This is a genomic window from Edaphobacter sp. FHG110511_03 (genome assembly GCF_059115365.1).
Map to the genome: position 1 here is coordinate 180,159 of NZ_JBZYWL010000005.1, position 11,642 is coordinate 191,800.

Sequence of the window (11,642 nt, forward strand, 5' to 3'; positions counted from 1 at the left end):
TTTGACAAAGGCCCACGGTCTCATCCATAGTTCGATTGTACGACAGTTCGTATTTATTCGAACTGTTTTTCCTGGAGAGGAATCTTAAAATGAAAGCATGGCAGCTTCAGGCCTTCGGCCGCGAAAACCTCGTTCTCAACGACATCCCTCAGCCCACACCCGGCCCCGGCGAGGCACTCATCCGCATCTCGTCGGTCTCGCTCAACTACCGCGACAAGCTCCTCTACGACGGCAACTACAACCCTCACCTCGAGTTCCCCATGACCCAGGTCGCCGATGCCGTCGGCGAGATCGTCGCCCTCGGCGCTGACACGACGCGCTTCAAAATCGGTGACCGCGTCGTCACCAGCTACTGCACCCGCTGGATCGACGGCCAGCCCACCGGCAAGGAAACCCTCTACTCCCTCGGCAACGTCATGCCCGGCGCTCTCGCCGAGTATCTCGTCCTCACCGAACAAGCCCTCGCCCTCGCCCCCGTCTATCTCACCAACGACGAAGCCGCCGCCCTGCCCTGTGCCGCTCTTACAGCCTGGTACTCCCTCGTCGAAAAAGGTGGCCTCACTCCAGCGCACACCGTCCTCCTTCAGGGCACCGGTGGAGTCTCTCTCTTCGGCCTCCAGATCGCCTCTGCCCTCGGAGCCACCACCATCGTCACCTCATCCAGCGACGAAAAGCTCGAGCGCGCCAAAGCCCTCGGGGCCACCCACACCATCAACTACAACAAATCACCCGATTGGGAAAATGAGGCCCTCGCCCTCACCAACAAGCAGGGTGTCGATCAAATCCTCGAGGTCGTAGGCGGTCCCAACGTCACCCGCTCCATCAAGGCCATCAAGCCCCAGGGCCAGATCTCCATCATCGGCATCATCGACGGCGTCGACGCCACCATCCCGCTCTTCGGTCTCATCCAGAAGCACGGTATCCTTCGCGGCATCTCTGTAGGCCCTCGCCGCGCCCTGGAAGACATGCTGCGTAAATTCGATGAGATCAAACTCCACCCCGTCCTCGACTCGGTCTACTCCTTCGCCGACGCCCGCAAGGCTTTCGACCGCCTCGAAGAAGGAGCCTTTGGTAAAATCGTCATCCGCGTCCGCGACCTCTAGCGCCTTCTATGAGCCTTGCGGGGGATTGACACCTATCCTGCAAGGCTCTACGCTCTCCGAGCGCACTCGACAGGAGAAACTCCCCTCATGCATCGGCCCCTCTTCGGTTTCGCTGCCCTTGCCTCAATCCTGACCCTTCCTCTCGCCGCCCACGCTGACACAATCGATGACTTCCTCCTCACCGGTGGAGGCCATACCATCTCCTACTCGCTTCCCGCCACAACCATCTTTCCCGATGGCCCCAGCATCGAGTTCTTTTACGCTACCGGCACCGGCTCTATCGACGGCGTCTCAGGCTATTCCTTATTGGGAGGCTACGACGCCATCATCTCTCCAATTGGCACGATGCAGCTCTTCGTCCCCCAGGCGATCTTCGGATATTCGACGATTCTCTTCCAGGGCCCCCAGCTCACCAGCACCATTACGGTACCTTCAGACGATCCATTCAATCCCTTTAATCTCGCTTCCACCTTTATCCCCGGCACCTATTCTTTGATAGGGAATGGATACTCCTCCCCCCCGGATTCAGGTCCTGACGTTCCCTACACCCTGACCATCGCACCACAGACGGCAACTGCCGTAACTCCAGAACCCTCCCCCCTGGCCCTGCTGGGCACAGGTATCCTCGGTCTCGCCGGATTCGCGGCAATCAGACGTGGCCGCGTAGAACTGACTTACTAGAAGCGTATTCGACAGGAGAACTCCCCTCATGCATCGGTCCCTCTTCGGCCTCGCTGTCTTCGCCTCCATGTTGACTCTCCCTCTCGCCGCCCACGCCGACACCATCGACGACTTCGTCCTCACCGGCGGAGGCCATACCATCTCCTATTCGTATCCCGCCACCAACACCTTTATGAAGGTCGAGTACCTATCCACAGGCGCCTTGGCCACCATCGACGGCGTCCCAGGCTATTCCCTGGGGGCAACTTACAACTCCAACACCAACCCATTTATTACACTTCTGCTCTCCGTGCCCGAAGAGATCTTCGGATATCCAACGCTTCAGTTACGGGGTCCCCAGCTCCTCAGCACCGTCCTCGTACCTAAAGATCCATTCGATCCGTTCTATCCGTTTAATCTCGAGACAACCTTCACCCCCGGTACCTATTCGCTCTTGGGAGTGGGAGTGCCTCAGTTTCCTAATGATGACCCTGAAGGACCTCTCCTCCCCTACACAATGACCATCACTCCGGAGACGGCAACTGCCGCAGCTCCAGAGCCCTCCAGTCTGGCCCTGCTCGCTACTGGCGTCTTTGGTCTCCTCGGATTCGCCGCAATCAGGCACGGCCGCATTAGGCTGACTTCCTAGAAGTCCGTCCTTTTCTCCTACACCATCATCGTCATCCCGACCGGAGGCCGTCAGGCCGCAGTGGAGGAGCGCAGACTGGGCCTCGCTCTGCGTCTCCGCCGCGCATTCCCAACTTCGCCGAAGATTGCATCTCAACTTCCAGTCGCCTTTGCAGGAACCAGTTGATTGACGCATATCCTGCAAAGCTCCACGCTTTTCAAGCGTACTCAACAGGAGAAATCCCTCATGTATCGATCCCTCTTCGGCCTCGCTGCCCTTGCCTCAGTGCTGGTTCTTCCTCTCGCCGCCCACGCCGACACAATCGATGACCTCGTTATCACTGGTGGGGGCCATACCATCTCCTACTCGCTTCCAGCCACCAACGTCTTTCCCAACTTCGAGTTCTTATACGCGTCCGCCATCGGCACCATCGACGGCGTCCCAGGCTATCTCCTACAGCAGGGCTACGCCTCCATCCCCGCTCCAGTTGGTATCCTCCAACTCTTCGTCCCCGAAGCGATCTTCGGATATCAAACGATAATGTTCCAGGGTCCCCAGATCCTCAACTCCGTTTACGTACCTTCAGACGATCCATTCAATCCGTTTAATATTGAGGCAACCTTCATCCCCGGCACCTATTCTCTGATAGGAGAGGGAATGCTTCCTGGTACGCTGCCAGGTCCCGAACTTCCCTACACCTTGACCATCACTCCGCAGACGGCAACTGCCGCCACTCCAGAACCCTCCAGTGTGGCCCTCCTCGCTACAGGCGTCTTCGGTCTCCTCGGATTCGCCGCAATCAGGCACGGCCGCATAAAGCTGACTTCCTAGAAGTCTGTCCTTTTCTCACATACACCATCGTCGCCCCGACCGGAGGCCGCCTGGCCGCAGCGGAGGGATCTGCGTCTCAACCACCAGATCCCGTCCGAGCAAAAACATCTACAGCTACTTCGCCGCTCCCACAGGAGTAACCCCCGACTCCCGCCCAATCGCAATCACAAAATAATTCGCCGGAGTCGTACCCACATTCTTCAACCCGTGCATCACCTCCGAGGCCGCAAAGATCACCCCGCCTGGCCCCACCTTCTCCTTCGTGCCGTCGTTGTCGAACTCCAGGTCGCCCTCACGGATAAACATGAACTCCGAATGCCGATGCTTGTGCGCCGGATGCGGCATCTGTCCCGGAGGCAGCGTCGTCTCATGCACCTCTACGGCCTCACCAGTCGCCAGCACCCCCTGCACCACCGCCCGGCTCGCTCCACCATTCGCGCTATGCTTCACCGGCAACGAGTCGAAGGGAAACGTATGGGACTTCGACAACACATCATTCGACCGCGCCTGTGCCTCCCCATCCAGCGAAAGGCCTCCTACCGTTGCCAGCGCCGAAAGAGCTATACAAAGTTCACGACGATTGAAATTATTCATGCCCGCCATCCTAACCGAACTCAGACGCGGTGCGAAAGGGAGAGCTTTTTCCAGGAAGAGCGTTCATCGGGATTGGCGCGACCTCAGCAGACTAGTCCCAACAAATACGGGTCAGCCTTCAATCGATCAAATTATCTCCTATAAATATAGTTGACAGATTCAACGCACCGGGCATAGTCTCCTATGCGTATAGGAGATAACGATGGCCAAAGCGATAAAAGTCTTGACTCCACTCGAGCGACGTATCATGCGTGTGCTCTGGGACGAGGGGCCTGGGAATGTCCAGAAGGTTGTGCAAGGTCTGACCGGGGAACCTCAACTTGCCTACACGACCGTGCAGACGACCCTCAATGTTCTGCAGCGCAAAGGCAAAGTAAAAAGAAAACTCATTGGGCGAGCATTTGAATATAGCGCCGTTGTTTCCCAGGAAGCCGCGGACTCGCACGCCATTAAAGATGTCCTGCAGAAGGTGTTTCGCGGCTCGGTGGATGACTTACTCCTCACTTTGGTGCGGAGCAAGCATCTCGATGCGCAGAAGCTCGCGGAGTTGCAGGCAAAACTCGAGGCAAATGGGAACGGAGAGGAGGACCCGGAATGAGCGCGATCCGGGAAGTCCTATTCAGTTTGTTGTTCAATGCAATCCTGCAGGCCGGACTGTTTGCTATTGTCGCGGCAGCCCTCTCTCCATTCGTTAAGAAAGCAAAAGCGAAGGTTCAACATTCCTTCTATCTCGGCGTCCTGATCCTGTGCCTGGCTGCACCGGTGACGAATACGTTCTGGCGCACGCCCCCATCCGTGATCACAAAGAATTCTCCGCAAGAAACCCTGCGGCAGACAGGATCGCCAAACCATAGCTTCTGGGACTGGGAGGGGAGATCCAGTACGCAGAACTCGCTCGAGTTCGGCCCCGGCGTGCAAATCGCGATGGTTGCGATATGGGGATTGCTTGTTCTTTATCAGTTGATCCACCTTGGCCGCGGCAGCTATCGCGTTCATCGATTGCGCAAAGAGGCTTCGCCTCTTTCGCCCGCTGCTCAAGCTGCGATACCCGCGTGGCTAAACTCGGCTTCGCATCAGGTGCCCCTTCTTGAATCCACAACGATCGACGTTCCCGTCACTATAGGCGCCTTTCGTCCCGCAATCGTGTTGCCGAGCAATCTGATACCGGGCCTTGGCGAACAGGACCTCTCGGCTGTCATTGCACACGAATACGCCCATATCCAGCGGAAAGATTTTCTGGTTCACGTCCTGTGTGAAGTTTTTACCCTGCCTGTGTTCTGGCATCCGGGCATTCGCTACCTGAGATCGAAGATCTCGCAGACGCGTGAGCTTGCCTGCGATGAATACGCTGCTGTCCGACTTGGAAAGCGGCATCTGTATGCGCGAACACTCTTACGACTGGCGTCATTGTGTTTGCGTCCTTGTGACGGAAACGCAATGGGGCTAAGCATCTTCGATGGTGACAACCTGGAGGATCGAATCATGAAATTGACTGAGAAAGGAAATCCGCTATCACGCGTGGGTCTGGCTGCATTGATATTGGCAGCCAGTCTCACATTCGGCACGGGCGCAATGCTCGCGCATGCAACGAGCATGCATGCAGACTCCAACCACTCCAACGGCACGCAGGCATTCGCCGGAACCTGGCACTGGATGTTCAAGGGCCGAAGCTTCGGCACGATGATTCTGACCCCGGGCGATAACGGCTTCAGCGGATCTATTACGGGGTCACAAATTGCCCTGGACGACCAGGGATATCTAAGCAAGGCCGATCCCACCGATGACAGTGCACCAGCACCGATCACAAAGACTGTGATGGAAGGGAGTACGCTGCACCTCACCGTCGGGGGATGGGGAGAGTTTCTGGTGACGTTGAAGGACGATACACACGCTGAAATAGTTCCCGTCGGTGCCCCGGCGAACATGAAACCGATACCGGCCGAGAAGGTTCAGTAAGTTCCGGGCACAGTGGAGAGGTTGCTATGAGGATGGCCGCTTTCGAGGAATTCGGAAGCGGCCATTCTTTCGAGAGGCTGCGGAGAAGGCAGGGTCGAAAATAATATTTTTGTAACCGAACCTACTAGTTGGTAGTCTCATAGGTCATGCAAGGAGATACAGCAGAACGAATCTTGAAGGTGGCAAAGGCACTGATGGTGGAGCGGGGCTATTCTGCGTTCAGCTATGCCGACATCTCGGAAGCTGTCGAGATTCGAAAAGCAAGTATCCATCACCATTTTCCCACCAAGGCAGGCCTCGCAGCGGCTGTCCTCAAAGCTCACCGGCAAGCGCTTTTGGAAGCGACAGAATCACTCGATCGACAGATCGAAGACCCTTTCGCGCGCCTTCGGGCCTACATCCAGTATTGGGAAGGGTGTATCCGTGACCGTACGGTTCCATTCTGTGTTGCGGCCATGCTGGGCGCAGAGCTCCCCACGTTGCCGGAAGAAGTACAAGCGGAGGTCCGGCAATATTTCACCGCGTTGAGCGGATGGCTTGAAAAGACCTTGAAGACAGGCGTGAAGAAGCGCGTGATCAAACTTCAAGGATCAGCAGCAATGGAAGCTCAGGTCTTAATGGCCGTCGTGCACGGCGCAATGCTCTCTGCACGCGCAACCGAAACCCCCGAGGTCTTCCACATCGTCACCCATGCCGCCTTGAAGCGGATTACCGCAGCAAGGCACTGAAACCAGGGGCCCTCATGAATGGGCCCTTGTATCGATACATAACCTACCTACTAGTAGATCGTGAGGCACTCCATGCAAACTCTCGTAACACCATCCACCCGTTCGCTGCGCAATCTCTACTTCGTTCGAACCTTCTTCCAGCTGATTTGGGCGGCAGGCGTCCTCTCCACTGCGCTCACGCAGCCAGAGCTCGCCGCAATCCTGCTCATCGTGTACCCGCTTTGGGACGTAGCTTGCACGCTCTACGACCTCAAAGCAACAAGACATTCGGGCAGTGCAAAAACATCGCAAATCCTGAACGCAGCCTTGGGAATCGCCGCAGCACTCGGCATCGCGCTCACAGCCTTCAACCGGCCGGCGTATGCCGTCGCAGCATTCGGTTCCTGGGCCCTCGGAGCCGGCCTGCTTCAACTTGCTGCCGGCCTCATCCGACGCAGCGAGTTGGGAGGGCAATGGCCGATGATTCTTAGCGGTGCACAATCATCGGCTGCGGGAATAGCCTTTGTCCTTGGCGGTCTCAGCGGGAAATTCCACGCGAAAGATCTCGGCGGCTACGCCATATTCGGCGCGATTTACTTCTTGATCGGCGGCATCCTGCTCAGTCGAAAACTCGCTCAGATCTCTTCCGTTGCTCACACTGCTTGAAACTCAGCCCAGGCATGCAAGGTAGAGTTTTTTCCGGGAAAGCATTTCGTTGAAGGGTTTCAACGAGAGTTGAAGACATGCCTGGGCCCAAAAACGTTACACTCAAACGCGTGAAGATGAAAATTTGGTTTGCACCTATCCTGGCGACCGCGCTAGCCTCGACAGTCTCCGCGCAAGACATCAAAGAGTTTCTCGGCCGTTGGGACATGACGGTTACCCCCGCCACCGGCAAACCGTATCCGCAATGGATAGAGCTTACGGATAACGGCGGCAACATTGAAGGTCGCATTCAGCCGAGGGGTGGCGCATGGCATCCGATTACAGGTGCCCACATCGAGTCGGGCAAACTGATCGTGCCTGTCGGGGCAGCAAACCCCGGCACGCCGGTCATCTGGGAGCTCACGTCTCCCAGCGCAGGCAAGCTTACCGGCATCGAGAAGCACGGCGACGCCAGCGGCCCCACGCTCGCTGGCGTGAAGGCGCCTTCACTCGATCGGCCAATGCCGAAGAATTGGACCAAGCCCAGGCCTATTTTCGACGGCAAAGACCTTAAAGGCTGGGAGCCGATCGGAAACGTCGACAACAACAAATGGGTGGCGCGCAATGGCGAGTTGGTGAATGACAATCCCGAAGTCCCCGGTCAAAAAACCCGCGGGGCTGCCAACATCATGACCACAGAAAAGTTCCAGGACTTCAAACTGCATATTGAAGTGAACTGCCCGGAAGGTGGAAACAGCGGCATCTACCTACGCGGCCGTTATGAGTTGCAGGTGGGAACCGAAGGCGGTAAGCTCCCGTCGCATGAGATGGGCGCGATCTATAGCTGGTATCCGCCGCCAGCTGGTTCAGAACTTGGCCTCGGAAAATGGACGACCTACGACGTCACCTTGGTCGGCAGACACGTAACGGTTCTGCGCGATGGCAAGATGTACCACGACAATGTTGAGATTCCTGGCCCCACCGGAGGTGCTCTTGATAGCAATGAGGCCGAGCCAGGCCCCTTCTATCTGCAGGGAGATCACCACGGCGTCATCGCTTACCGCAACATCACCATTTCCGTTCCGAAAAAGTAAGGTTCTTTTCTGAACCGGCAGACAGGAGGTCACCTCCTGTCTGCTACCATGCCAGCCATGAATAAACTTGCGCCATTCCTCTGGTTCAATGACAACGCTGAAGAAGCCGCCGAATTTTACCTGAGCGTCTTCCCTCACGCGCGCAAGCTCGAGGAGGTCCGCTCCAAGGGCGTCGGCCCGTGGCCGGTAGGCAAGATTGCCACCATCACGATCGAGCTGGAAGGCCAGGAGATGGTCTTTCTCAACGGCGGTCCCTCGCATCAGCTCAATCCCGCCATCTCATTCTTCGTCCGCTGCGACTCCCAACAGGAGATCGACAGCTACTGGGACAAGTTGATGGAAGGCGGTGGCAAACCTATGGCCTGCAGCTGGCTCACCGACCGCTTCGGCCTTTGCTGGCAGATCGTGCCACGCAATATCGGCGAGCTGGTCAATCATCCCAAAGCCATGGAAGCCATGATGGGCATGATCAAGCTGGACCTGGCCGCGTTGGAAGCCGCCGCGCGAGAGAGCTGAGAGCCTTCTCTAGCCATTTCCAGTCAGAACCTTTGCTGAACTTTGGAACTTGGACCTCAGGATGGTCCCTCATGCGCTTCACGCAGCCGCCATCACAATAGAGAAGACCGTTCCACAGCCGAATTTACCTGACCCGCTGCGAACCCTGATCGTCCATCCATTCTTCTTGGCGAGCTCGCCGGTCACCCACAGACCAAGCCCCGTACCCGTCTCGCCTTTTGAGGTCACAAAAGGCTCAAAGATTCTAGTCCGCAGATCAACCGGAATCCCCGCGCCTGTGTCCGCGACTGTCAAGCGCACACGATTGCCTTTTGTTGCCTCGATGCTGTCAGCCGACACCCGGATGTGAAGCTTGCCCCCTAGACGCATCGCGTCCAGGGAATTACTAACCAGATTGACCAGGATCTGCCGCAACTCTCCCGGGTTGGCATGGATCAACACCGGAGATCGTGGTGCCTCGACATTGACGTGGACGCTGGCGGCTGCGAGCCGGGATTGAAACAGATTGAGAACAGATTCCACGACGGCGAATACGTTAAAACTCACCGGATCGGTAGGCTCTTTATAAAACCGGAGTGTGTGTTTCGTGATCTCGGCAACTCGGGCAAGTTCCTGCTCTGCTTGTGAAACATAGAGTCTAATCTCATCGATCGAACTCTCAGATCGCATGAGATAAAGAAGATTGATGACGCTCTCAAGCGGGTTATTGATCTCATGTGCGATGCTCGCCGCAAGCCTTCCTGTGACCGCAAGCTTTTCCGTTCGTAAGAGTGCTTCCTGCGCTCGGGCCGCCTGAAGGATTTGGTCCCGAATTTGATACTGACGAGACCGGCCCCGCAACGCCGTTTCAAGAGTGCTGGATAGTGTCTCGGGTCTCGCGGGCCTCTCTACCAGGAGGATGTTTCCTAGAGGTTTGCGGAGTGCGCGGAGGCGCTCGCTTTCGGCGGTTACGCGGCCACCAGCAATCAGGAGAATGAGCGGGAAGTCTGACCACGGCGGCTGATCTGCCAGCACCGGTTCAAGTTGTTGGATTGCATCGCCACGCAAGGCTTCTTCCGCAACGATTGCCGCGCCCGCGCCCTCAGCAATCGCAAAACACAACTGCGAAATGGAGCGTACGATCTGGCATGGCTTCTCCAGGCGGGAGATAAAGCTGGACATAAGTTCAGCATCCCTGCCTGTAGGAGCAAAAACGATCGTTCGCATTTCGTTTGGCTGTTCCGATGCCGGGCCCAGAAATCTCTCCTTTTCAATCATCTGTGTAGCGAGGATTTCCAGTAAGAACGCCGTCGAATTCCTTCAATGCCTGTCCCACTCGAATTTCACCATCGTCAAAGATAAGCTCCCGGATCGTCCGCTCGTGAGGTCCGCTGCGTTTCTTGACGACCGAGAGTGCTCGACGTACCTCACCGGATCGCTCGAAATAACGGATAAGCAGGACAGTGTCTGCAAGATAGCTTACGTCGATGGGTGACTCCGTCACTCCGAAAAATCCGTGCTGTGCCATCGTAAGGAAGGTCGCGATCCCCTGCTGGCCCAGGTACGACAGCAGCTCATGGAGCTGCATGGAAAGAAACTGCTCGTGCGGCATCGCGTTCAGAAACCCATTCAAGCTATCAATGACCAGAACCTTGAGATTCTGCTCGTCGACAAGCCGCCGAATCCGCGAGACGAACTCTCCGGGCGACAATTCGGCGGGGTCAATCTGCTCAATCTCAAGCATCCCGCTGTCCCTGTGCTTGCTGACGTCCATTCCCAGGCCTTTGGCTCTCTCCGTGAGAGTCGCGAGGGACTCGTCGAAGGTAAAGATAATTGCCTTCTCTCCGCGGTCAGCTGCGGAAACGGCATATCGCAGAGCGATCGTGGATTTGCCGCATCCCGCCGGTCCCATAAGAAGCGTGCTTGTGCCCGTATCGACGCCGCCGCGGAATAGAGAGTCAAGCTCAACGATACCGCTCTGCACAGGCGCCCTGCGAAATCCGGGAACATGCTCCGAAGCGATCAGGCGGGGGTAAACCGCGACACCGCCAGTTTCGATCGAGTAGTCATGGAACCCCTCGCGAAAACGCGAGCCACGAAGTTTATGAACCTCCATCCGCCTGCGTTTGATCCCAAAATCACGCTCCAGACTCTGGAGCTTAATCACACCATGGGCAATGCTCTGGAGTTGCAGATCATTCGTCCCGCCTTCGGCCGTGCGATCGTCAAGTAACAAGACCGTGCAGTTGAGCCCGGCAAAATGCCGTTTCAAGGCCAGGATCTGTCGACGATACCGTAGAGGATCGCGCGCAAGCATACGGAACTCAGAAAGCGAGTCGAACACAACCCGCTCCGGATTTACCGCTGCGACCTCTTTGACAATCGCTGTGATGGTGTCTGCTAATTCAACCTCTGACGGGTGAAAGACGGTGTATTGTGCCTCAGCACCCAGATCTTCGTCGGGTGGAACCATCTCGTAAATGGTGAAAGAGTCTGTCGACCAACCGTGAGACGCCGCGACCTGTTGAAGCTCTTGTTTCGATTCCGAGAGCGTCACATACATTCCCCGCTGCCCGTTCGCAATGCCTTCAAGAAGAAACTGCAAGGCGAGCGTCGTCTTACCCGTCCCGGGATCGCCTTCAATTAAATAAAGATGACCCTTTGGAAGACCCCCGCTAAGGATATCGTCCAACCCTCCGACCCCAGTGCGTAGACGTTCTTCGATCACCGTACCGCCCTCTTCTGATTTGAACGGCGCCCTGAAAGAGTCCGGCGAGGTTGTGACTTTGGAAAAAGAATTATTTTCACCCATGAATTGTTCGTCCGAAAAATGAGCTAGATGGAATACCCCAACAGGTTTCCCGGTAAATCCCGAGGCTACTATAGGATGAGGCTCTTTTGGGGCCGGTTGCCCACCTTCATCATCTAG

At 56.6% G+C, this 11,642-nt stretch carries 13 protein-coding genes; 10 read left to right on the plus strand and 3 right to left on the minus strand.

Annotation, left to right across the window (positions count from 1 at the left end; all coding sequences use genetic code 11):
- Positions 1–89: 89 nt before the first annotated feature.
- The 4 genes from AC5S26_RS20520 (at position 90) to AC5S26_RS20535 (ending at position 3,222) form a co-directional block, all read left to right on the plus strand.
- Positions 90–1,103, plus strand: coding sequence for a zinc-dependent alcohol dehydrogenase family protein (locus AC5S26_RS20520; RefSeq protein WP_494186803.1), 1,014 nt, complete (start codon positions 90–92; stop codon positions 1,101–1,103).
- An 87-nt stretch (positions 1,104–1,190) separates the two neighbouring features.
- Positions 1,191–1,784: a PEP-CTERM sorting domain-containing protein gene (locus AC5S26_RS20525; RefSeq protein ID WP_494186804.1), complete on the plus strand. Its 594-nt coding sequence runs from the start codon at positions 1,191–1,193 to the stop codon at positions 1,782–1,784.
- 28 nt (positions 1,785–1,812) lie between these two features.
- Positions 1,813–2,412 (plus strand): PEP-CTERM sorting domain-containing protein, encoded by a 600-nt coding sequence (locus AC5S26_RS20530; protein ID WP_494186805.1) that lies wholly within the window; start codon positions 1,813–1,815, stop codon positions 2,410–2,412.
- A gap of 225 nt (positions 2,413–2,637) precedes the next feature.
- On the plus strand, positions 2,638–3,222 hold the full coding sequence (locus tag AC5S26_RS20535) for a PEP-CTERM sorting domain-containing protein (RefSeq protein ID WP_494186806.1): 585 nt from the start codon (positions 2,638–2,640) through the stop codon (positions 3,220–3,222).
- Between the two features lie 114 nt (positions 3,223–3,336).
- On the opposite strand, the gene AC5S26_RS20540 is transcribed toward AC5S26_RS20535, so the two are convergent.
- On the minus strand, positions 3,337–3,816 hold the full coding sequence (locus tag AC5S26_RS20540) for a cupin domain-containing protein (protein ID WP_494186807.1): 480 nt from the start codon (positions 3,814–3,816) through the stop codon (positions 3,337–3,339).
- Positions 3,817–4,018: 202 nt separating this feature from the next.
- Here AC5S26_RS20540 and AC5S26_RS20545 point away from each other — a divergent pair, with 202 nt between their 5' ends.
- The 6 genes from AC5S26_RS20545 to AC5S26_RS20570 all read left to right on the plus strand — a co-directional run bounded on the left by AC5S26_RS20545 (position 4,019) and on the right by AC5S26_RS20570 (position 8,734).
- Positions 4,019–4,414 carry a BlaI/MecI/CopY family transcriptional regulator gene (locus AC5S26_RS20545; RefSeq protein ID WP_494186808.1) on the plus strand — a complete coding sequence of 132 codons (396 nt, stop codon included), beginning with the start codon at positions 4,019–4,021 and terminating at the stop codon, positions 4,412–4,414.
- Positions 4,411–5,772, plus strand: coding sequence for a M56 family metallopeptidase (locus AC5S26_RS20550; protein WP_494186809.1), 1,362 nt, complete (start codon positions 4,411–4,413; stop codon positions 5,770–5,772). Before AC5S26_RS20545 ends, AC5S26_RS20550 begins: the two co-directional genes overlap by 4 nt.
- A gap of 179 nt (positions 5,773–5,951) precedes the next feature.
- Positions 5,952–6,500 (plus strand): TetR/AcrR family transcriptional regulator, encoded by a 549-nt coding sequence (locus AC5S26_RS20555; RefSeq protein WP_494187169.1) that lies wholly within the window; start codon positions 5,952–5,954, stop codon positions 6,498–6,500.
- Positions 6,501–6,572: 72 nt separating this feature from the next.
- A complete protein-coding gene (locus AC5S26_RS20560; protein ID WP_494186810.1) occupies positions 6,573–7,145 on the plus strand; it encodes a hypothetical protein in 573 nt (190 codons plus the stop codon).
- A 77-nt stretch (positions 7,146–7,222) separates the two neighbouring features.
- Complete coding sequence (locus AC5S26_RS20565) at positions 7,223–8,218, plus strand: 3-keto-disaccharide hydrolase (protein WP_494186811.1); 996 nt, start codon at positions 7,223–7,225, stop codon at positions 8,216–8,218.
- Between the two features lie 57 nt (positions 8,219–8,275).
- Positions 8,276–8,734 (plus strand): VOC family protein, encoded by a 459-nt coding sequence (locus AC5S26_RS20570; RefSeq protein ID WP_494186812.1) that lies wholly within the window; start codon positions 8,276–8,278, stop codon positions 8,732–8,734.
- A 78-nt stretch (positions 8,735–8,812) separates the two neighbouring features.
- On the opposite strand, the gene AC5S26_RS20575 is transcribed toward AC5S26_RS20570, so the two are convergent.
- Together AC5S26_RS20575 and AC5S26_RS20580 are read right to left on the minus strand one after the other, a co-directional pair.
- Positions 8,813–9,940, minus strand: coding sequence for a sensor histidine kinase (locus AC5S26_RS20575; protein WP_494186813.1), 1,128 nt, complete (start codon positions 9,938–9,940; stop codon positions 8,813–8,815).
- 43 nt (positions 9,941–9,983) lie between these two features.
- The gene (locus tag AC5S26_RS20580) at positions 9,984–11,441 is read right to left on the minus strand and encodes a DUF7125 family protein (RefSeq protein ID WP_494186814.1); all 1,458 of its coding nucleotides are present in this window, start codon (positions 11,439–11,441) and stop codon (positions 9,984–9,986) included.
- Between the last annotated feature and the right edge of the window lie 201 nt (positions 11,442–11,642).

Bases quoted from the DNA above. Each gene is read 5' to 3' on its own strand.
- AC5S26_RS20520 (WP_494186803.1), top strand. From the start codon at position 90: ATGAAAGCATGGCAGCTTCAGGCCTTCGGCCGCGAAAACCTCGTTCTC.
- AC5S26_RS20525 (WP_494186804.1), top strand. From the start codon at position 1,191: ATGCATCGGCCCCTCTTCGGTTTCGCTGCCCTTGCCTCAATCCTGACC.
- AC5S26_RS20530 (WP_494186805.1), top strand. From the start codon at position 1,813: ATGCATCGGTCCCTCTTCGGCCTCGCTGTCTTCGCCTCCATGTTGACT.
- AC5S26_RS20535 (WP_494186806.1), top strand. From the start codon at position 2,638: ATGTATCGATCCCTCTTCGGCCTCGCTGCCCTTGCCTCAGTGCTGGTT.
- AC5S26_RS20540 (WP_494186807.1), bottom strand. From the start codon at position 3,816: ATGAATAATTTCAATCGTCGTGAACTTTGTATAGCTCTTTCGGCGCTG.
- AC5S26_RS20545 (WP_494186808.1), top strand. From the start codon at position 4,019: ATGGCCAAAGCGATAAAAGTCTTGACTCCACTCGAGCGACGTATCATG.
- AC5S26_RS20550 (WP_494186809.1), top strand. From the start codon at position 4,411: ATGAGCGCGATCCGGGAAGTCCTATTCAGTTTGTTGTTCAATGCAATC.
- AC5S26_RS20560 (WP_494186810.1), top strand. From the start codon at position 6,573: ATGCAAACTCTCGTAACACCATCCACCCGTTCGCTGCGCAATCTCTAC.
- AC5S26_RS20565 (WP_494186811.1), top strand. From the start codon at position 7,223: ATGCCTGGGCCCAAAAACGTTACACTCAAACGCGTGAAGATGAAAATT.
- AC5S26_RS20570 (WP_494186812.1), top strand. From the start codon at position 8,276: ATGAATAAACTTGCGCCATTCCTCTGGTTCAATGACAACGCTGAAGAA.
- AC5S26_RS20575 (WP_494186813.1), bottom strand. From the start codon at position 9,940: ATGCGAACGATCGTTTTTGCTCCTACAGGCAGGGATGCTGAACTTATG.